This is a genomic window from Bacteroidetes bacterium GWF2_43_63, from assembly GCA_001769275.1.
In the GTDB taxonomy this organism is placed as follows: Bacteria; Bacteroidota; Bacteroidia; order Bacteroidales; family DTU049; genus GWF2-43-63.
Genome location: MEOQ01000039.1, coordinates 1 through 22,456, shown reverse-complemented (window position 1 = coordinate 22,456; position 22,456 = coordinate 1). Strand labels below are relative to the sequence as shown.

At 43.3% G+C, this 22,456-nt stretch carries 17 protein-coding genes; 12 read left to right on the top strand and 5 right to left on the bottom strand.

Features of this window, described 5'->3' with window-relative positions:
- Positions 1-286: 286 nt before the first annotated feature.
- The 4 genes from A2W93_07015 (at position 287) to A2W93_07000 (ending at position 6,947) form a co-directional block, all read left to right on the top strand.
- Positions 287-1,438, top strand: a complete 1,152-nt coding sequence (locus A2W93_07015; protein OFY53789.1) for a hypothetical protein — start codon at positions 287-289, stop codon at positions 1,436-1,438.
- 1 nt (position 1,439) lies between these two features.
- Positions 1,440-3,041, top strand: coding sequence for a SpoVR family protein (locus A2W93_07010; protein ID OFY53762.1), 1,602 nt, complete (start codon positions 1,440-1,442; stop codon positions 3,039-3,041).
- A 53-nt stretch (positions 3,042-3,094) separates the two neighbouring features.
- Entirely contained in the window at positions 3,095-5,338 is a 2,244-nt protein-coding gene (locus A2W93_07005; GenBank protein ID OFY53788.1) for a hypothetical protein, read from the top strand.
- A gap of 292 nt (positions 5,339-5,630) precedes the next feature.
- Positions 5,631-6,947 carry a hypothetical protein gene (locus A2W93_07000; GenBank protein ID OFY53761.1) on the top strand — a complete coding sequence of 439 codons (1,317 nt, stop codon included), beginning with the start codon at positions 5,631-5,633 and terminating at the stop codon, positions 6,945-6,947.
- Between the two features lie 112 nt (positions 6,948-7,059).
- On the opposite strand, the gene A2W93_06995 is transcribed toward A2W93_07000, so the two are convergent.
- A complete protein-coding gene (locus tag A2W93_06995; GenBank protein OFY53760.1) occupies positions 7,060-8,241 on the bottom strand; it encodes a hypothetical protein in 1,182 nt (393 codons plus the stop codon).
- 428 nt (positions 8,242-8,669) lie between these two features.
- On the opposite strand from A2W93_06995, the gene A2W93_06990 reads away from it, so the two are divergent.
- Both A2W93_06990 and A2W93_06985 read left to right on the top strand, forming a co-directional pair.
- Entirely contained in the window at positions 8,670-10,196 is a 1,527-nt protein-coding gene (locus A2W93_06990; protein ID OFY53759.1) for a hypothetical protein, read from the top strand.
- Positions 10,189-11,493 carry a hypothetical protein gene (locus tag A2W93_06985; protein OFY53758.1) on the top strand — a complete coding sequence of 435 codons (1,305 nt, stop codon included), beginning with the start codon at positions 10,189-10,191 and terminating at the stop codon, positions 11,491-11,493. The genes A2W93_06990 and A2W93_06985 overlap by 8 nt, the downstream gene beginning before the upstream one ends.
- Before the next feature lie 120 nt (positions 11,494-11,613).
- Here A2W93_06985 and A2W93_06980 read toward each other — a convergent pair whose 3' ends face one another.
- Positions 11,614-12,645 (bottom strand): hypothetical protein, encoded by a 1,032-nt coding sequence (locus tag A2W93_06980; protein OFY53757.1) that lies wholly within the window; start codon positions 12,643-12,645, stop codon positions 11,614-11,616.
- 327 nt (positions 12,646-12,972) lie between these two features.
- On the opposite strand from A2W93_06980, the gene A2W93_06975 reads away from it, so the two are divergent.
- The 4 genes from A2W93_06975 (at position 12,973) to A2W93_06960 (ending at position 15,705) form a co-directional block, all read left to right on the top strand.
- On the top strand, positions 12,973-13,686 hold the full coding sequence (locus tag A2W93_06975) for a hypothetical protein (protein OFY53787.1): 714 nt from the start codon (positions 12,973-12,975) through the stop codon (positions 13,684-13,686).
- Between the two features lie 10 nt (positions 13,687-13,696).
- The gene (locus A2W93_06970) at positions 13,697-14,194 is read left to right on the top strand and encodes a hypothetical protein (GenBank protein OFY53756.1); all 498 of its coding nucleotides are present in this window, start codon (positions 13,697-13,699) and stop codon (positions 14,192-14,194) included.
- The gene (locus A2W93_06965; protein ID OFY53755.1) at positions 14,154-14,831 is read left to right on the top strand and encodes a hypothetical protein; all 678 of its coding nucleotides are present in this window, start codon (positions 14,154-14,156) and stop codon (positions 14,829-14,831) included. Before A2W93_06970 ends, A2W93_06965 begins: the two co-directional genes overlap by 41 nt.
- Positions 14,832-15,381: 550 nt before the next feature.
- Entirely contained in the window at positions 15,382-15,705 is a 324-nt protein-coding gene (locus A2W93_06960; protein ID OFY53754.1) for a hypothetical protein, read from the top strand.
- Between the two features lie 141 nt (positions 15,706-15,846).
- On the opposite strand, the gene A2W93_06955 is transcribed toward A2W93_06960, so the two are convergent.
- Positions 15,847-16,173 (bottom strand): hypothetical protein, encoded by a 327-nt coding sequence (locus A2W93_06955; GenBank protein OFY53753.1) that lies wholly within the window; start codon positions 16,171-16,173, stop codon positions 15,847-15,849.
- Between the two features lie 418 nt (positions 16,174-16,591).
- Positions 16,592-19,540, bottom strand: coding sequence for a hypothetical protein (locus tag A2W93_06950; GenBank protein OFY53752.1), 2,949 nt, complete (start codon positions 19,538-19,540; stop codon positions 16,592-16,594).
- A 172-nt stretch (positions 19,541-19,712) separates the two neighbouring features.
- Between A2W93_06950 and A2W93_06945 the strand changes: the two genes are divergently transcribed.
- Positions 19,713-21,302, top strand: coding sequence for a hypothetical protein (locus A2W93_06945; protein ID OFY53751.1), 1,590 nt, complete (start codon positions 19,713-19,715; stop codon positions 21,300-21,302).
- A gap of 505 nt (positions 21,303-21,807) precedes the next feature.
- Here the strand turns inward: A2W93_06945 and A2W93_06940 are convergent.
- Positions 21,808-21,999, bottom strand: a complete 192-nt coding sequence (locus A2W93_06940) for a hypothetical protein (GenBank protein ID OFY53750.1) — start codon at positions 21,997-21,999, stop codon at positions 21,808-21,810.
- Between A2W93_06940 and A2W93_06935 the strand changes: the two genes are divergently transcribed.
- Complete coding sequence (locus A2W93_06935) at positions 21,998-22,372, top strand: hypothetical protein (protein ID OFY53749.1); 375 nt, start codon at positions 21,998-22,000, stop codon at positions 22,370-22,372. The genes A2W93_06940 and A2W93_06935 overlap by 2 nt on opposite strands.
- The last annotated feature ends 84 nt before the right edge of the window (positions 22,373-22,456 follow it).

Genomic DNA, 22,456 nt, shown 5'->3' with positions numbered 1-22,456 from the left:
GAGATTTTACTGAGAATCCGTAACGATTGTAACGCGTAACGTGTAACGAACAAAAACGGAAAGCTGATATTTGATTTTTGAGCTGAACTAAATGACAAAAAGAGAAAAACATATTCCGTCGCTGACGCAGGAAGAATACATCCGCCGCGAGCAGGAGATCAATGAATTGCTGCGTGAAAATCCGACCATGTTCGATCCGGATGCGCGAAGTCATTCACTATATTTCATGCACGACTGGATGGTGCTTCCCGGATATCACACTCCGGCGCCCGATGCCCGATTGATGCTGCGTTCGCTCGAAGACTTGCTCGATAAAGATAAAAAGCGCGAAGAAGATGGCTTTACAAGGCGTATCAGGCTTGGGAAAATTGTAAAACCCGGCAAAGGCAAGAAAAGCAAAGTGGTGATTGTGCCTTCAACCACAGAGCCAAAATTTTATCACGACGACAGTATTACCGATGAAGATTCGACCGGTGGCTCTGGCGAAGGTGAAGAAGGCGAAGTGATCGGCAAACAAAAAGCACAGCCGCAACAGGGCGAAGGCGAAGGACAGGGAGCTGGACAAGGCGGTGGCGAGAGCCACGAAGAAGGAAGCGATGTGTATGATCTTGGAAAAATTCTGACTGAGAAATTTCAGTTGCCGAACATAAAACCCAAGGGCAGCAAACGTAGTCTGACGAAAATCACTTACGACCTGACCGACCGCAACCGTGGATTTGGTCAGCTTCTTGAGAAAAAAGCCACCATTAAGCGCATTGTAGAAACAAATATTCAGCTGGGCAATATTCTGCCTGGCGAGCCGGTTGATACCAGCAAACTCATCATTAGTCCTGACGATCTCGTTTACCGCATCATGTCGGCCGAAATGGATTTCGAGAATCAGGCGATTGTGTTTTTTGTGCGCGACTACAGCGGATCGATGCAGGGTAAACCTACTGAAGCCATTGCAACGCAGCATTTATTCATCTACAGCTGGCTGATGTATCAGTTTAGCAACAATGTGGTCAGCCGTTTTATTGTTCACGACACCGAAGCAAAGGAAGTCGATAATTTTCAGCAATACTATCAACTGCAGGTAGCTGGTGGAACCCGCGTGGCACCTGCGTTTGCGATGGTCAATAAAATTATCCAGACCGAAAACTTAGCGCGTGATTACAATATCTATGTTTTCTACGGCACCGACGGCGATGACTGGGACAGCGATGGCAAGGAACTGAATGAAGAACTGAATAAACTACTTCCAGTTGTAAGTCGCATCGGAATTACTGTTTCGAAGAATTCCTGGACTGGTGAAAACGAAACGACGGTTGAGAAAAACATTGCTCAATCGGGTATAGCTCAAAAAAGACGGAAGGAATTCCGCATCGATGGTTTCAACGCCGAAACCGCCGATGAAACCCGCATCATTGAATCAATCAAGAAACTGGTAAGCGAATAAGATGTATCTGTTAGATCAACATACCAAGGCCGTAATGGAGCAATGCAAGATCAGGGCGCAGGCGCAGGGTCTTGAATTCGGCAATGAAACACTCGAATACATTGTGACCAACAAAGACCTGCTCGAACTATCGCCAAAGGTCATGATTCCTACGTTGTACGATTTCTGGGTAAACGATGTGGAGGTGCTCAAGGAATATGGCAAATACAAACTCTATCCGTCCAATCCCTATGAAACCGTGATCAACAGCCGTCCGGCGATTTCGTTTTACAACGACAACAATCCGGACTGGATGAACATCATGATTTTTTATCATGTGTTGGCACATATTGATTTTTTCAGGCACAATCGGCTTTTCGAGCATACATGGAATGATGATTTTGTTGGAGTGGCGCTCAGCGACAAACGCCTGATCGAGTCTTACCGAAGTAAATATGGCCGCTGGACAGATTACATTATTGAGTTTACACGCAGCATTGATAATATAACCGGGTACTTCAAAACCTTGTCGCGGATGGATTATCCCTCGGAAATGGATCCGCAACCGATGGTTTCGTTTTATTTCAATCATTTTTTGCCTGATGTTCTGAAGGTGCAGGATCTGGCCATTTTTAAAGAACAAGAGCGATATAACGATCTCACTGAATCGCAGGGCGAGCTGGGAATCACAGCATTCTTTTCAGATATCAAGTCAAGACATACTGAATTTGAAAGCGCTTTCAAAAACTGGCATCCGACAGAGCCACCAACCGATCTGCTTGAATTCATCCGCGATCACAGCCCTTTCCTGAAGCGTGATGGCAACAATTGGATGAAAGCAATTCTGACGATTGTGCGTAATACAGCTCAGTATTTTGCGCCGCAAATCAGAACAAAAATATTGAACGAAGGCTGGGCCAGTTACTGGCACGACAAGCTGTTCAGAGGCGACGATCGCATTGTCGGGCACGAAGTAGGGTATGGGGTTTTGAACGCTGGCGTAACTTCGTTGAGCCGTGTTGGGCTGAATCCATACGCCATCGGTCTGCGATTAATTGAATATGTAGAAGACCTGGCCGAAAAAGGCAAGATGACGTTGGAGTATCAGCGGCTGCTGCTCACCGACGATAAAAATAAATTTGATCTGAAAACCGGAAACGGGCAGAAAGCCATATTTTCATTACGTGAAAACTTCAACGATTTCATGCTGATCAACACTTTTGTAACGCAGGAATTTGTTGATATGCATGATTTATTTGTTGTCGGGAAACGCCCCAATCCGGAAGAAGGCACCATTGAATATTACGTGAAAAGCAGAAAGGCCGCGGATTACAAGAAAATGCTTGTTGACAGTTTGTATCATCCGCCGGTTGTGCAGCCCGACACAAACAAGACTACAGATGAGTGCCTGTATCTTACGCATCAGTTCGAAGGGAAACAGCTGGTGCAGGAGTTTATTCCGGAAGTATTGAATGGGCTATGTTTTTTGTGGGGCGGCGAAGTGAAGCTTGAAACAACCGACATTGTAGTAAACCGCGAAGCTGAAAACGAAGATGAAATGTTTGAGTTCCGGAGAGTGCTCTATTCTTGTTCTGACAAGAAAATAAATAAAACTAATCTGTAGGGCTGGTCATGGTAAAGAAATCTAAAACATCGCAGAAACTGGGCGCCATCGACATTGTTGAACATGGCAAAAAACTCGAGTCCATCCTGAAACTCTCTCAGGGCTTGCGCGAAAAAGATCGTCGCATTCCGATGTCGTATAATGATTTTTTATTCATTGCCAACCTGAAGCCGGAACTTGTTTTCCGAAACATTTTTCAGCTTTTCTACGACATGGTGCATTATTACATTCCTGAAACCGAAGACGATTTTCCAGTGAGCGATGATTCGGTTGGTTTTTTAGGATACAATACCACCGACTTGCTTGAAAATGGGGTTGACGAGCCGTTTTTCGCTGATCGTGTTTTTGCAAACCGATTTATGAATCTTGCTAAAAGTTTCCGTCAGGGCATACAAAACAATCATATTTATTTTTTCGAAGGCCCTCCGGGCAGTGGCAAATCTACGTTTCTGAATAATCTACTGATTAAACTTGAAGAATATACCAGAATTCCTGAAGGCCGCCTTTTTAGTGTTTACTGGAAGATTGATCTGACGCGGCTGCGCAAAGGATTTGTAGAAATTCCAAATGAAGCTTTGGAGGATTTGTCCGACGAAGACAAAGAGAGTAGTAACTCTCTCATGTTCTCATGCCCAAACAATGATCATCCTATACTGATGATTCCGCGAGAGCTTAGGAAAGATCTTCTGAAGGAACTTTTGCTCGACAAGTCGGTATATAAGAAGTTTACCACATCGAAAGAGTATGAGTGGATTCTGAAAGATACGCCCTGTTCCATCTGCAGTTCGATTTACAATCAGCTGATCGATCAGCTGGATGATCCGGCCGAGGTTTTTAATATGATTTATGTGCGCCGCGTTGAGTTTAACCGTCAGTTCGGAAAAGGCATCAGCGTCTGGAATCCCGGTGATGAAGGGATGCGCGGGCTCATTGTGAATGAAAACCTGCAGCGATTTCTGAACAACTTTTTTCGCAGCGACGATATTCGTTTTGTTCATTCTGACCTGGCCTACACCAACAATGGAGTGTATGCGCTCATGGATATCAAAGACAATAATGTAAAACGCCTTGTCAATCTGCATGGTGTTATCAGCGATGGCGTTCACAAGGTTGAACATATTGAAGAAAAAGTGACGAGTCTGTTCATGGGGTTGCTGAATGCGGAAGACCGCAAGCATTTCGAAAACATCAGGTCTTTTCAGGATCGTATTATTTCTGTGACGATACCTTATGTTTTGGATTATGATACTGAGCTGAAAATTTATAAAAACAAATTTGGAAAAAATGTCGGCAGGATGTTTCTACCGCACGTTTTTGAAAATTTCGCCAAAATAATTATCAGCACCCGTCTCGATCTTGGCAACGATGTTTTGCAAAGCTGGATTTCCAATAAGCAATTGTACATCCGTTACACTGACGATGATTTGCTCTTGCTCAGAATGGACCTCTACAGGGGTTTTGTACCAGAATGGCTCACCGAAGAAGATGTAAAACGTTTTACCAAGCCTATAAGAAAGCGTTTGCTTGAATTGAGCGAAATTGAGGGCCAGAGCGGTGTTTCAGGCCGTCAATCGCTTTCGCTGTTCAATGAATTTGTTGCAAAATTCCGTGACAAAGGAGAACTGATAACAATGGGAAATGTGGCGGAGTACTTCCGGAATCTACAGGAAAAAACAGCTTCGATGGTTCCGAAAGGGTTTATTGATGCGCTTTTCAGATTATATGAAATTTCTATCCTCGAAGAAGTGAAAGAGGCGATTTTCAATGTAAATGAGAAACAGATCAAAGATGCCATCAGTAATTATCTCTATGCGCTCAACTTCGAAGTAGGTGAGACCGTTCGTTCGAAATATACGGATGATGAATTCACCATTACTGAAGCATGGTTGTACACCATTGAACAATATTTGTTTGGAGAAGGACTTACTGCAACTGAGATTTCAAGCCGGCGACGAGCCATTCATAAAGAATATATTGCACGTACGCTTTCGCAGGATATAAGAATTAAAAAAATGGATATCACCGAAACCGAACAGTTTGCACAGCTCTTTAAAAAATATGGCGACACGTTGAAAAAGCATGCCCTGGAGCCCTATATGGCCAACAGCAATTTCCGCCGCGCACTTACTGAATATCACACAGAGAATTTCAACTCGTATGATTCACGACTGAAAAGCGATATAAAATTTATGCTCAAAAGCATGCAGAAAAAATTCTGCTACTCTGCCGAAGGCGCTCTGGTAGCCGTTATGCACGTTGTCGAAAACAATCTGGCGGAAGTGTATAAAGACATTTAATCAAAGGTTGGGCGTAGTCTTTTTTAATGTTTTTGTTGGGATTAGTCTCCAGACTAATCCCAGCAGATTATCATTATTAGACTACGCCCAACCTTGAATACTTCACTGCCCTGTCTCATCCGTATGTAGCATGCAGCACGGTGCATTACAAAGCTTCGCCCTCGCCGTAAAGTCATTCTGTCACCCTTGTCACGCGTAACGCTTGTAACGACTGTAACGCTCCCCGCTTCCAGCGGGATAAATTCCACGTGTAACGAATTCATAATTTACATACATTTGTAAAATTTCATCCATGAGAATCTTCATCACCGCGATACTTGCTTTCATCAGCTTGCTGGCCTGCGCGCAGATTGCTGTTCCTGATTTTCCGACCCAAAGCGATCTTGAAAAATGGGATCAGTATAGCGGCTCGAAAAAGTCGGTGTATAATGGCGACAGTATTGTCGCAACCTGGCAGAATGGATTGCTGAATGGTCCTTATAAATCGTATTTTTCAAATGGACAGTTGAAAGCAAAAGGCGAGTTTAAAAATAATTTCCGCACCGGAAAATGGATCTTGTTTTCAAAAAATGGCAAAGGAAAAGTGGTGATTGATTTTACTGAGCAAGGCAATGTATTCCTGCATCGGGCGCGCATTCCGGGAAAAGGCGGCGTGCGTTTCGGCAGAGGAATAATCGTCAGCGCTATTCCTGAGTTCGATGCGTATTCGGACGATACAGCGCAAAAATATTTGATCAGCGCAGTCCCATTTCGTCGCGGATTAAAACATGGAATGGAAATCGAAAAATATTCCAGTGGAGCCATTCGGTCCGAAACTCAGTTCAGAAACGGGCTCTACGACGGGCTTAGAAAGATTTATCATACGAATGGCAAAGTGCAGTTTCAGTGCGAATACAGGGATGGTGTCCCGACGGGTCAACGCAAAGAATTTACGCCCGACGGAGCCTTGGTTTCTGCGCGGGTAATGGATATGTCTGGCTCATCGCAGTCATCTTTTTATCTGGATCCTTTCGACATTTTTATGGCTTCTAAGAAGTTCTACTATTCCGATACAATCTTCGATGCCACGTCTTTGTTTTTTCGTCCTGATTCTGCAGCGCCATTGTTCGATGTCCTGAACGACGCATTCATAAAAGGGAATCTGTCAGTTTATGCCGATGATGAATTGAGAGAAATTTATTTTCCCATGCACGACAAGCCCGATCTGAGCGGTCTGAGTGTCGAAGATGGTAGTTATAAAAACCTGCGCGGATTCATTTATAAAGTTGATGAAATTTTTAATTCGCAAACATGGCTGATGTATAAACTGCCTCTGGCAATCCAGCCTTTGTCTTCGTTTGAGAGAAATGATTCACTTATTTTTCATGGCGGTCCCTGGCTTTATTTTCCGCAACTTAGGACTGAAATTCCTGCATCGAATTATCATTTTAGTTTTTTCAAAAGCTTCAGTTACCCGTATATTACCGCGATGCAATTGGGTTTGATGCCGCATCAGACCGATTATTCCGATCCCGAAAAAATTGCTGCGGAACAACTTCGCTCAGTCCAGTTCGAACACGAATTGTGGCGTCTATTCTATGGTTTGGATAAACAATGGCAAGGGTGGTGATAGCAGCAGTCAGTTGTGAGTAAATTTTCCAACTTTCACTTTCACTTTCACTTTCACTTACCACTTACTCCTTACTCCTTACTCCTTACTCCTTACCACTGGCTCCTGACCACTATTCCACAAACAGCACCAGCCCTTTTAAATAAAACCCTTCAGGGTGAAACAAAGAATGTCCGTGACATGCTGCCTGTGAGGTTTGAGCAATCACGCGTACCTTGCGGCCAGCCGAAATAGCAGCGGCAGTTATAGCGCCATTGAAATGATTGCGGTCGACCACTTGCGAGCAACTGTAGGTAAATAAGTATCCGCCACTTTTTATTTTTGATAATGCTTCGGCATTGAGTCGTTTGTAGCCCTGAATGGCATTGTGTCTTGCGTCTACGCGCTTTGCATAAGCGGGAGGATCCAAAATAATCAAATCAAATTCTCCGGCCGGCATTTCTTTCAGATAGTCCAGCGCATCTTTTGCTACGCATGGATTTTTTTCAGGATCAAAATTATTCAATGACAGATTTTGTCTGCACAATTCCATTGCTTTTTCAGAACTGTCAACTGTTACAACCTGCTGAGCACCGCCGGCAAGCGCATACACCGAGAATCCACCGGTGTAGCCAAACATATTCAGCACTTTGCGATCTTTGGAATATTCCTTCACCATCTGCCTGTTTTCGCGCTGATCGATGAAGAATCCGGTCTTCTGTCCTTCACTCCAGTTGACAAGAAACTTGTTCCCGTTTTCAATAATTTCATGCGGAAGTACAGGTTCAGAGCCGAGAAGCAGCTTTGCCCCATTCTCTTTAGTACTTTTGCTTTTTGAGACAATGGTTTTTATATCATCTTTGCAAGCCTCTGACAGAGCGGCTGACAGGACGTGGGCTATGTTTTCCATTCCGGCTGTATGAAATTCCATGACGGCTACGCCGTTGTAGAAATCAACAATCAGCCCTGGAAGTCCGTCGGCTTCTCCGTGAATCAGGCGAAACACATTATTGTCCTTGCGCAGCAGATCAAGGCTCTGGCGATATGCCCAGGCCGTTGCAAATTTCTTCGTAAAAAACTCGTGATTGATTTCTTCTTTTTGAAATGTCAGAATGCGCGCAATAATACTGCTTTCGCCATATTGGCCTATGGCAAGAAAATGATCGTGATTGTCGTACAAATCAACCAGATCGCCTTCTTTCGGTTCACCTTCAATGCGTTTGATAGCACCCGAAAACACCCAGGGATGAAAGCGGTTGAGTGATTCAATTTTCCCTGTTTTGAGAATGAGACGGGCGGTGGGTTTGATATTCATGAGATTTAATTTTTATAAACAAAAACTACAGGGCAACTTTGCATCTTTTTCCTGCATAATCAACTTCAATGCTTTTGGATGCAATGCTTTCCAGTTAAGAGAACAACACTTTTTCAGGCAGCTCCCGCGAGATTTTTATAACATCGGGCTGCAGACAAAAATATTTTAGAATCGGTGCTTTCGCGACACAAAGGTAATTGATGTTGGGGAAAAAGTTGCCTTTGCTTAATAATAAATTTCTGTTTATATGTAAAAGACAATGAGTTATTCATGTTGACTTCATATGATGCATCATGCATATGATTTGATGGATGTTAACCATTTGTCACCTGCTAAAATATGGCCAGGGTATAATGTCATTGTATATTTGCTCACTCTTGAACATTGGAAGAATGATAACCATGTTGTAAACTTTGGAGGGAATTAGAATGAATCGTAATCTATTGGTTTTATTTGTTTTTGTGGCAGTGGTATCTGCTTCATCGTTTGCCCAGAATGTCGGCATTTCAAGTACAGCTATTGTGCCTGATGCGTCATCGATGCTTGAAATCCGAAGTACCAATAAAGGTTTGCTAATACCAAGAGTAGCTTTAAGTGCCACCAGCTCAGCATCTCCGGTAACTGCTCCGGCATTAAGTCTGCTGGTTTTCAATACCGCTTCGGCAGGCGATGTTACCCCAGGTTACTACTACTGGGACGGCTCGAAATGGGTGCGGATGCTTAGTGGGTCAATGTGCTTGACTTTGCAACAAGCATATGATGGTTGTAGTGGTTCTGGTTCAGGAAGAAATATAATTATCAGCGGAACAAACAGTGTGAATCTTTCTGATGCAAATGCAAGCTCTATTGGTTTTAAATCTACACATAGCAACAACGGCGTCGCAGTTTCAGCAGATAACACGAGTACTTCGGTACAATATGCTACTATACAAGCTACAACCAACTCTAACTATGGAACTGTTGGGAGCGTCACTCCTCCTACGTCAGCAGTCATGGGCAATTCGAGTGGTTTGGCTTACGGTGTGAGTGGCCAGATTGCTGCCACTGGATCTGCACAATCAGCTATATATGGAAACAACCTGCGCACTACGGGCGGGCATGGAGTGTATGGTATAGGTTTTAATGGAACAGTTGGTGAGTCAAATTATCAGGCTGGCTATGGAGTATTCGGCAGGAATTATGGGACGGCAACTACCAGTAATGCTGTTGGAACTTATGGTAGAGGATACATGGGTGTTTGGGGCGAAACAGTTGATGGACAAGGTGCTGGTGTTTTTGGACAGAATGCTAGTTCTGGGACAACCTATAAAAATGTTGGGGTTTGGGGATTGGGTTGGGTCGGAGTTTATGGAGTGTCAAATAATCTTGGCTCAGCTGGATATGGGTTGTACAGTGTTGGCATGTTTGCAGCTACAGGAGCAAAATCTTTCGAAATTGATTACCCATTTGATCCTGGAAATAAAATCCTGCGACACTTTTCAATGGAGTCTCCTGAAGTACTGAATTTGTACAGAGGAAATGTCGAGCTGGATAGTCATGGTGAAATTGAAGTCCAATTGCCCGACTACTTTGAAGCAATCAACATTAACTTTTCATATCAGCTGACACCAATTGGCGCGCCGGCTAGTGGATTGTATATAAAGCAAGAAATAATAGACGGATCTTTTATTATTGCTGGGGGCAACGCCGGGCAAAAAGTTTCCTGGGTTGTTTATGCCGAGCGAAATGACAAGTATATTCAAACATATCCTGAGGTGAAAAATGTGATTGTCCAGAAAAAGGTGCCTGATACCTACCTGATGCCTGAACTGTGGGGACAACCAAAATCTAAGAGCGTTTTCACTGGCCCTAAAACTGAACCAGGTCAGATGCTTACACCTGATTCGAAGCTCATTCAATCAGAATTGCCAATTCTTAAATCTGGTGAAAACGACTCAATAGAAAACAATGAGTGAATCCCGAACCCAAAAAAGTATGAATTTTCGCATTCAATTATTTGCGGTTATTAGTTTGTTCACAGTATCAGCTGCAGCACAAAACAACGCCCTAATTCTCAACAACGCAGTGGTCATCAATCTCAATGCGGGCGGCGTTCTTTCTATCAATCAGAGCAACGCAGCAGGTATTTCGCTGATCGGTACTGGCACAGGATTTATACAAAGTGAGAATGAAACAAATCGTGTTGCATGGCTCATAAACAGTGGCACTGGCTCCTTTGTTATTCCGTTCGGAGTTGCTGCAACCGGTTCGAAAATCGACATGTCCTATAATATTACAACGGCCGGATCATCAAGCGGGACGCTCATTGCAAGTACATATGCTACGGCAAACAACAATACTGTTTATCCTGCGGTTTATTCGCCGGTTGTTGCAAACATGAATCTACTTGGCTCTGGTGGCGATCAGAGCCTCAGTGCAGTTGATCGTTTCTGGATTTTGAGAAAAGAAAACTGGACTTCAAATCCTGCAAGTTCACTCACGTTTAGTTACCGGGATGTTGAATTTGCACCTTCAAATACAATCAGCGAATCGGGGTTACTTGCACAATATTGGAATGGTACTCAATGGACTCCTTCGTGGAATTCTGGCACAGCGCTGTTTGGCGTTAATAATGCGGCGGCTAATCAGGTGAATTCAATCGATGCCGGAAGCGGAAATTTTTATACCTGGATGCTCGCAGAAAAGCCAGCTTCGTTGCCTGTCGAAATTGCAAGCATTGATGCTGATTGCAATTATAAAGGGAACCCGGTTATACGATGGGCCACTCTTTCCGAAACAAACAATCACTATTTCACAATTGAGCGTTCATCGGATGCGCTTAGCTGGGACAACGTAGCTGAGATTCCCGGAGCAGGTAATTCCAATACTCCGCTTTTCTACAACTATACCGATTCAGGTACCATAAATCAAAGCTTTTATTATAAGTTAAGTCAGACAGATTTTGATGGTACCGAAAGTGAGGGCTGGGTGATAGAAGCGAAATGCAGCAATAACATTAACACCACTGGCTATAACATATTTGCATATTCCGATGATGCTCATGTGATTCACATGCAGTTTTTCAATCCGGATGAAAGTCCTGCTTTGATAAGGATTTTCGATATGCGCGGACGACTCGTTTTTCTGCAGCAAATTGCGGCTGTTGCAGGTCAAAATGAAATCACAGTCAGCAATCTTTTTCAGGATGCTGTTTATATGATCAGCATTAATGGTAATCGCCTTAGTGAAAGCAAAAAAGTGTTTCTGCAATAATGCTTTTTGGTGATTGAGTTTTTAAATATTCTCATTATAAGAATGGAAAATTAAATCAAAGAAACGGCCGCCCCGGGTCATTGGGCAGCCGCTCTGTTTTAAGTCATGATTTTATATGGGTTAAAGGGTTATCAGTTTTCGTGTCTCACTGTTACCGTTTGAATCTTTGATAACTAAGAGCAGCATTGCGCCCTTATTTCCGTAGTATTCAACGGAAGACTCAATCTCTTCCGGATTTATGAGCGATTCATGGATTATGCTGCCTGAAACATCGTGCAATGAAACAAAAACGGGCTGGTCCAACTTTGAATTCAGGGTGAAGTAAATTAAATCTCCGTTCATCCAGACATTCTCAATCATTGAGTTGGAGCTTGTTTCGGAAAATTGTTCAATAAATAATGGACTGAATATTTCGTACTGGCCGTCATAATCGATTTGTGTGAGCCGGTAATAATAGTCTTTTTCGATCCCGAAATCTTCATATTCGTAGGTTAGCAGTATGTTGGAATTTCCGGCACCAGGAAGCGTCTGTAGTATTTCATAGGTCGTTCCATCTTCAGATCGTTCCACAACGAATTTTGCATTATTGGTTTCACTGGCTGTGGACCAGGAAAGCAGGTTGCTTTGACGGGTCTCATTGTGAATTCCGCTGAAATCCAGCAGTTCTACCGGGAGTGGAAAATAAACCGGCGTTACTCCGCTGATTGAAATGTCGCCGGTTTTTACGGCCCAGAATCCAGATGTGCTGCGGGTGTAGGCAACAACTTTGAAATGCAGGGTGTCGCCTTTGCTCAATATAAAGCTGCCGGCAATATCGCGCACATTGTTGTTGAGTTGACCCGTAATGGTTGTGTCAGTTTGCCAGGTGCCGTTAATTCCCATTTTGTACATAAGAGAAAGATTATCCCATTTATAGAGGTTCCCACTCTGGTTGATGCGGAAAAGATAATTGACCGTGATGACCGAATCGGTGGTGGCTTTGAGTGGTGGCAGCAATAATTCGCAGGTCTGACCGGAAACGGACCACTGTGACGGCTGCACGGAGCCGCAGGTTGTCTGATAGGTCATCGGATTTGAAAAATCAACGACATAGTTGGCGCTGAGGGTCATCGGTGTGATGAAAAGGGCAAGGATGAGTATAGTGGTTTTCATTGTTATTTAGATTAAGTCTAAATACAAATATACACTCTCAAAAGGCGAAACCTACAACGGAGTTGTTAATGAAACATGGCTTTGTTGTTAATCTTCAGGACGTATGATAATTGTCATGTGCCGTCTGCAGCGCTGTTTGAACATTACATGCGCTGCTTTATTCGACAAAATGGGACCTGTAGATTCACAATTTATGGTTAATGGTTTGAAAAGTATTTTATGGCACGAGTCCAAATTATCATGATTGAGTATGTTTTTAAAAAGAAATCTTAACGATTTTGCAACCCTTCATTTTTTCAAAAGACATTGGAGTAAATGAAGTTCAAAATGAAAACAAAAATTATTTTAGCTGCAATGGTTGTGATCACATTGGCCTTGCAGTCATGCTTTCATCCATATCGAATTGAAGGCAATTGCAATGTGATAACTGTTCATCGCAATACCGGCCAGTTTACGGCAGTCGAAAGCAGTGGTTCGCTCGATGTGAAAATTATTCGTGACACCGCATGCTTTGTCGAGATTGAGGGAGAAGAAAATCTGATTCCTTATATTGATACAGAGGTGCACGATGGGACATTGATTATTGACGTTGCACATCGGCGCAATCTTGACCCCAATTATCCAATCGTCGTTTATGTGCATGTGCCAGATCTTGAAAGTATAGAGCTGTCGGGCAGTGGAAGCATTGAGTCTGACTCGCTTTCAGCGCAGCACATGGATGTTCGCCTGTCGGGCTCTGGCGATATAAGTCTGCAGCTTGTTGCAAACACCGTGGATGCTACGATTTCCGGCTCGGGCGACATTAACCTCTCGGGGTCAGCCACCAGCGCCGATTTCAAAATATCAGGCTCCGGTGACATTCACGCTTACACTTTTCCTGTCAGCGAATGCATGGCCGATATTTCGGGTTCGGGAAGTATGTACCTCACTGTTTCGGACCTGCTTGATGTTGTGATTAGCGGAAGCGGCAATGTCCATTATTATGGCACCGCTGCAGTTAGTGTCAATGTATTAGGAAGTGGTCAGGTTATTCATCATTGAAAAACTCAGTATGAAAAAATTTGTAGTTTTATTTACCTGGCTGAGTATTTCGCTGTATGGTTTTTCTCAAAGCTATGATATGGAAGCTGGCATCAGGTCGGGACTGAGCTCGGGTGTTTCGTTGCGTGTTCTTACAGGTAGTGATGACTGGGTCGAAGGCATGTTGTTCAGCCGAAACCATGGAATTCAACTCTATGTACTCAAAGGGAAAAATACACCGCTTTTGCTTTGCCGCAATTGGCCATTAACAATGCAAACCGCATTTGGAGCGCATATCGGAAATACCCGTTCAGCTTATTCGCCGGAAGAATTCTATTCTGCATACCGGCAGGTACCGGTGATCGGGGCCGATTTTTTTCTGGCAGCCACTTATAATTTCAACAGACTTCCGCTAAGCTTTTCGTTAGATTATAAGCCATTCGCGGAATTTGTCCCTGATCGTTTTCTGCGCGTAAATCTTTGGGATTTTGGTTTCAGTATTCGTTATCACTTCACATCAAAAAAATAAGAAAATGAAAAAAATAATTCTTTCGCTTGCCGCTTTTCTGATGCTTACAATGGGTTCAATAGCTCAGAATGACAGTATTCAGACCGATGAAATCAAGACCTTGTTTGGTAGCCACGACCACAGCAACGGATGGTATGTCGGCCTTGGTGGCGGTTATTCGCAAATCGATGACAAGAATGCTTTTACCACTTCGTTCAGGTCGGCCTGGATAATCAATCACAGCTTTGCCATCGGACTTGCAGCCACGGGTTTTTCAAACGATCTGTATGTCGGACATGAGTCCGGATCCGATTATTCGAGCGTGCAGGGTGGCTATGCAGGACTTTTGTTGCAGCCGGTTATTTTTCCGAAATTTCCGGTGCATGTGTCTTTCCCTGTTTTGCTGGGTGTTGGAGGCGCCATGTCGTTATCGACTTATTATAACGAGCCATGGGAGCCGTATTGGGATATCAGGGACGAATCTTATTATTTTATAATTGAGCCTGCAGCAGAAATTGAGCTGAACCTGATTAAGTGGATTCGCTTGTCGGCCGGCCTGTCCTATCGATTCACAACCCCATTGAATTTATACGGATATAGTGACGATGTACTGCGCGGATTTGGTGGAAATGTGACCTTGTCGTTTGGGAAATTCTGAAAACCAGAAGTAAAGTATTTGAGTTCCCGGTCGCTACCCACTCTAGACTTTTGTTCGCTTCGAAAAACTTGCTGTGATAGCTGATAAAACCTGCTGTCACACTGAGACATCCAGCGATGCGCGCCTCGCAACCTAAATAAAAAATGACACAAAAGCTGCTGTCACGCTGAGCCCCGCCGCTGTCACATTGAGCGGAGTCGAAATGTCGGCAGCGGGATAAACTCCGTCGAAGCGTCGGCAGAGAAAATCAAGAAGTGTGTCATTAGCAGTGATGCCACATTGAGCATTATTTAACTACGGACATCATCGTATCGAAGTGAGGCAGCAAAGCCAGTCTTCAACGCTTCGACGGAGTTTATCCTGCGGAAGGCATGACTCAATGTGACAGCAGCGAATCAGGATGATAGCAGGATCAGCGTGACCTTTATACATGTCGATATATTTGTTAAAACGGGTTATTAGTATGCTTTTTCGTAATTAAATAACAATTCCGATGTAATTAGTGTAGCTAAAACAATTAAATTTGTATGTGATACAATTCTATTTGTCTATGAAAAGCGTTTTTATTATAATAGTAATATTTGCCGGCATTTATCAGTCAGCCGTGGCGCAGGGTACAACAACAGCGGTATCGGCGGTTTCAGCGGTTTCAGCGGATTCTGTACAGATGGTTCCCGACATGTCAAAAGCGGACGAGTTGTTCCTGTTCAAAAACAATGACGGAATTTCAGCAGAAAGCAATTTGGTAATTTGTAAAATAGCGGTGAAAAATTGTAACACGTATTTTCCTTTTAGTTCAATGCCAGATTGCTGTCCAATGTCTGTCGTATGTCAGAAGCTCAAAAAATCCGTCATGCTGGCTCAGATAAGATGACCGGTAATGGTTCAATGTGAAGGCTGCTTCTGAAAAGAGGCAGCCTTTTTTGGTGCAAATAAACTCAATGAATGCAGCTACAATTACTGTAAATAAAAAAAGCTGCCCAAAGGCAGCTTTTTTTATTTTGAGCGAAAGGCACTATTCCTCGCCGCCTTCCTGGGCTGCTTCCCATTTTTCCATGGCAGCATCCATTTCTTCTTCAAGTTTTTCGGAGCAAGCTTCGCCGGCTTCGTTGAATTCTTTCAGCTTTTCTTCGTCGTCTTTGTACTTGTCTTCGAGCTGATCGAAAAGTTCGTCACATTCTTTCCATTTAGCTTCAACGTCATTTTCGCTTGCATTGTCATTCAGCATAGTAATAATACCGTTGCCGCAATCGCATACTTTTTCAGCATCGTCTTTCGGGCCACCACCGCATGATGCGAAAACACCGATACCCAGAAACAAAACCAGTAATTTCCAATTCATAGTTATAAGGATTAATAAGGGCCTACTCTGTTAAAAATCGTTTTTCGGCTTCCACGATGTAATGCAAATATAAATAAATATTTTAACCGGAGCTTTGCAGCTTTTATTGTATTCCCGGGACTTCGCCCCGGGCGATGATCCGATGCGCTATCAGCTTTTCTCACGGCTAAACGTAAAACGTGATATGGTCGCCTCATAACCTCAAAATGGGCGCGCGTCTCCTGACGCGTGACACATTTTCAATCTTGACCTTGACATCTTTAACGGGTGCTGCGCACGTTTTACCCGAGGCCTTGCCATCGGCTAATGTATTTTGCGCTGGAATTTACTCCGCCGAAGGCGGAGGCGCATCTGATGGAGCTCCGCAGCTCTTTTTTAGTAGCTTCGCCACTGACGACTGGCCACTCACCACTGACCACTATTCAAGCAGTCCCACCAGATCTTCGCTGCTGATGTTGCTGCTGAAGCGCCGGTTGATGAAATTATTGAACAGATCCATCTTCTTTTCCTGAAGGGCAATAATTTTTTCTTCTATGCTGCCTTCGGTAATAAACTTATAAGAAATCACTTTTTTATTTTGGCCGATGCGGTGCGTGCGATTAATGGCCTGCTGCTCCACAGCCGGGTTCCACCACGGATCGAGCAGAAAAACAAAATCGGCCGCAGTGAGATTCAGGCCGACTCCACCAGCTTTAAGCGAAATCAAAAAGATCGGATAATCATATCCTTTCTGAAATTGCTTAATCATGTTTTCGCGTTGCATGGTGTTGGTCTGACCAGTCAGCATCAGAAATGGAATGCCTTCTTCTTCGAGCCAGGACGCATATAAGGTGAGGTGTTTTACAAACTGTGAGAAGATGAGCAATTTGTGTCCGCCGCTTAAAACTTTTTTTATGCTTTCAGTAACCTGATCAAATTTTCCGGAACTGCCATCGTATTCTTTTTCCGTAATGCCCGGATGATTTGCAAGCAATCGCATGCGCATCAGTCCTGACAAAATGATCATGTAGGCTTTGTCTGCGCCATATTTCTTTGTGCTTTCAATAATGTAATTTCTGACTTCCGATTTGCGCTTCTCATACACTTCCTGTTGCTCCGGCGTCATCGGACAAAAATGAATTTTTTCTGTCAGTGTCGGCAATTCTTTGGCAACTTCATTTTTCGTGCGTCGCAGAATAAATGGGTTGATGATTTGCCTGAATTTTTTCTCCGAAGATTTGGAACCTCGTTTTTCGATGGGCTGGTAGAAGTGGTCGCGGAAAAATTTCAGGTCACCCAGCAAACCTGGATTGACAAACTGAAGTTGTGACCATAAATCGATCAGACTATTTTCAACAGGAGTGCCGGTAAGCACAAAACGCTGTTCAGCATTGAGTTTCGAAACTGCTGCAAATATTTTGCTTTCCGGGTTTTTTATATATTGACTTTCATCGAGAAACACAAAACGGAAATTGTATTTACTCAGTTTTTCAAAGTCGTTGCGGACAGTTCCGTAGGTTGTTAGCACCAGATCGTATTTTTCAATCTGTTTGGGATTAAAGCGTCGGCCAAGACCCGTGTAATTTAAGGACTTCAACTCCGGAGCTGTTGTTCTGATCTCATTTTCCCAGTTGTGCACCAGCGATAACGGCATGATGATGAGCGAAGTTTTTGTGTGGTGAACAACGGTTTCGGTGCTGAAAACATCAAGTTGTGTTTTTGGCACCATCACGGGTGAACTCTTTTTCATTTTCAGCAGAAAAGCCAGCACCTGAATGGTTTTACCTAATCCCATGTCGTCGCTCAGACATCCTCCGAAATTGTTTTTATGCAAAAACATGAACCAGCTCATACCTCGCAGCTGATATGGGCGCAGCTCTTTTTTCAGACCTTCAGGCGCGTCTTCAATTGCGAAGTCTCCAATTCCAGCTGTTTCAAGAAATTTTTCAACGCGGTTGTTTCCCTCCAGAATATTGCTGATGAAACCATATTGACTTTTTTTCACACGCACGTTTTCGCCAACAGGTTTGCTGATAAGTGCCAGATCATGAAACTTCGAGAACCATTCTTCAGGCAATATCGCTATGGAACCATCGGGCAGCACCAGCTCACGATTGTTTTCCAGAATGTTTTTCCGCAATGCACTGAAAGGAATTCTGAAGTCGCCGAACAAAACATATATCTGAAGATCGAACCAGTCGCGATCTTCTGTAAACTGCTGCTGGAGCTCAATTCGACCAGTAAAGAATTTGCGGTTTAGCAACTGAGCTATATCAAATCCTTTCTCCTGCAACAATTCGGAATTATCATTAACGAAGTTGACAATGTTGTATAATTTCTCCGAAGAACTTTTATTCTCATCATCCAGCTGCACCTGAAATGGAGCGAAATACGAACCATGCACAGGCAACAGTCCATTATCCTTTAACCAGTCAACAATTGCGTTCTCGAAATTCCTGTCACGCCGTATCACATCAAATGAAAAACGGTCGCGGTGTTTTTGCAATGATACATGAGATAGAATATTGGAATCAAGCTCAAATTCCACATCATCGTAGCGAAACCGAAGCATTAGCATAATTTCGTTTTGCAGCGTTGTTTCGATGCGTAAGACAGGAACAGGATTCTTATTATATTCTTTATGTTCAATCCCTTCCAGTTCGAACGGGTACAATGCGATGATCTGTTTTACAAACTTTTTCAGATAATTTTCTACCTGAGATTGCTCAACCACAACTTCGTCTTTGGTCAGGAATGGCTGAATTTTTTTTCCGTCAACATTATCCGAAACCTGAATGAACTTATTATCCATAATGAGCCAGCACGGATCATAATTGAGGATTAAAGTATTTTTATCGGTAAGTTTTACCTTTTTTCCTGAAAGCTCTGTCGTGATTGAATAATGCATTTCTCCGCCAATAAATGCAAACTTGAATTTTACGTGCATTTTATCAATCAGAGGAATGATGGGCTTTTCGTTGATGATATCCTGAATATCGCCTTTGAAATAGATCGGAATTTGATTGTCGGCCAGAATGCTGATGGCCATGTCCGTTTTATTCCGAAGATGTTTGACAACCCGGCGCATCAGATTGTTGTCGCGATTTACTTCTTTTTCAAAATCAATCGGTCTGAATCGGTTGTGTCCGATGATGCGTGCCAGCGATTCATTTCTGCATTCGTCAAGAATCGTAAGCACCATGTACTCGGCGTTGTTGTATTCTTTGGTATAGTGATTTACAGTGCTGGCCGCAACACGAATGTGGTTGTAGGCAAACATCCCGTTGTTCATAATCTGCACTGCATACGCTTCCAGACGCCAGCTATAGGTGGCGGAGTGTACAATTGCAAAGACTAATTTATAATTGGTTTCGGGCTTTTGAATCACGGTTCCGGTAAATTAGAGCAAAGGTAATATTAATGTTAAAGCAATCGGGTAATTTCGACAAAACTCCTTTTTTGTTCTATGTTCAGACTGTAGGTTCATGAATCCTTATACAAATTCGATCTGGATTTAGTGTTTTTGAAATCATTTGTACATTTGAATTGATAATCCCCCCATGAAAAAAGCAATAATAGTTTTTATTTTTTCGGCAATATTTCTTGCTCATCTGAACGCTCAGATGCAAAACTTTCCGGACGCTCAAAAAGCAAACACAATAGTTTCTTTTCATCAGTGCGAGCTCCCAACTGGAATTGGCGATTCCAATCAGCGCATTCTTGGCATCAAGGTGTATTCATCCGAAAATACTGCAACCCTTTCGCAGGTGGCCATGAAGATGACAGGCACTACCAATATCAGCGATGTAATGGCTGTTAAGCTTTATTTTACGGCCGATTCCAACCGTTTTTATTCGGGTACCGGAAGTGTACTTCTTGATTCAGAAAGACCAATATCCGGTGCAATTTCCTTAAGTTGTAATCAGGCTTTGAGCGCTGATACCAATTATTTTTGGATTGTTTACGATGTGAGCTCATCTGCCACAGAAGGCAATCTGTTAGATGCCGTAATTGATTCCGTTGTTGTGAGTGGAAAAGCATATACAGCTGCCAATCAGAGCGGGGCGAGAACAATATTGCTCGCCAACACACTTCTTTTTAGCTGCAACGATGCGGGGTCTAAACATTACCGAATTCCAGCCATAGTAACAGCACCCGACGGATCCCTCATTGCAGCTACGGATAAGCGATGGAATAATTCTGCCGATTTACCAAACGACATTGATATTCTCATCAGTCGCAGTACTGATATGGGCGAAACATGGTCTGCTCCTTTGACCATTGCAGGCGCCGATACCACTATGGGGTTTGGCGATGCTGCTTTATGTGTCGATAAAACGACCGGAAATATTATTTGTCTGATGGCCTCGGGTCCCGGTTTGTGGACTTCGACAGCGGCATATCCGATTAAAATTATGCAAAGCATTAGCACCGACAATGGCACCACATGGTCATCGCCTGCGGATATCACCCAAATGATTTATGGTGCTGGTTGCAACAACGGCATCACAACAACCTGGCTGGGTGCTTTTGTCGCTTCGGGTAGTTTTGTGCAATTCAGCAATGGTCGCCTTGCCGCAGTGATAGCGGCGCGCAGAACTTCTACGACCTCGCTTGATAATTATATGATTTATTCCGACGATCACGGAATCACCTGGAATGTAAGCATCGATCGGGCTAAAGCTGGAGGAGACGAAGCAAAAATGGTGGAGCTTGCCGATAGCACAATTCTTATGAGTATCCGGAATGCGGGTTACCGTTGCTTCAATAAATCGTCTGATTATGGCTTGAACTGGGGCGTTGCATATGTTGAAAATGAAATTACTGATCCATTTTGCAACGGTGATATTCTTAGATACACTTGTGTAAATAATCAATTTTCGAAAAACCGAATTCTTCATTCAATTCCATTTGCAGCCAACCGGACAAATGTATCGGTTCTGATGAGCTACGATGAAGGAAATTCGTGGCCGGTGAAAAAGACTATTTATTCAGGACCATCTGCTTATTCATCGCTCTGCGTGCTGCCGGACGGTACTATCGGAATTTATTACGAGGTTGGAGAATATGAAATTTACCAAATGTATTTTACAAGATTTTCGCTCGATTGGCTAACCGATGGTGCCGATCATTTTTCCCCTCTGGATTAACGTCTGATGATTCGGAGCTGGGAATACTGCGGCTCCGGAAGTATTGGGTGCAAAGAGATTCAACACTTGCCGCCAGCTGGCGGACACTGCTAATGACTCAATTGTTTAAAATTCCGAAAATCAATAAAAAAAGTCTAATGAAGTTCCCAGTCTCCGCGTGTCCACAAGCTTTGCAGGTGGAAGCCGGTATCTCATCTTATGCTATAGGCTTTTTATTATTGATTTTCGCTATGGCAAACATCGGTATTTGAGTCCCACTTTAGGTGGTGCATGTATTGTGTAATATTATCTTGTCCTTATATTTAGGTTTTTAAATGTAAAATCAGGTGAGTTCGGCGAATTTGCCTTGATTTCAGCTTAATGAGTCCTTATATTTGAAAGTTAATCAGAATAATTCTGGTTAAAACTGGTGTTAGGGTAAAAAGATTATTTCTTTTCTTCTCCGACAGAAGGGTTTGCAGACTTGGGGCGTCGGCAAATTGTCCGCAATACCAGAGATGGTTTCTTAATCTGTTATATCTGGGCTTTCAGTCCCGGTGCTTTTCGTAAGAAATTCACTGGTTTTAATCTGTATTACCCAAATTGCCTCAAGAATGAAGAAACTGTTTACCCTGCCACTTAAAACTGCATCCGGAAAGAAACTTTTTACAGCCATAACAGCGTTGCTGCTTTTGACTTTTGCGCTTTCAGAAAACATGAACGCGCAAACAGTTGTTTTTTCAGATGACTTCAACTCTGTTACCAGCGATACCTATACAACCAGCGGAGCGATAGGGACCAGTGCATGGTCGGTGATCCGTGGCGGCGGAGATTTCGGCGCACGCCGCAGAGCCACAGCCCCCAATTGCATCGAGTTGAGCAACGATGTCAGCGGAACGGCCAATGCTGCCAATTGGGTATTTGCCTACACAAGTACTGCATCGTATGGGAGTCCTTACAACACGGTGTTGTCATCAAATCCCGGAATAGTCACGTGGACTTTCAATATGAAGTCAAACCGGACAACCGCATTGGCCAATCCAATCGGCGATCTGACAAAATACTCCTGCGCCTATGTGTTGGGCTCCTGACTTGTCCGCCCCTGTTGCCATGTTGAAAAATCGCTATTGAAAATCAGTTAGTTGTGACAAAAAATGATGAAATTTGTCGCACTA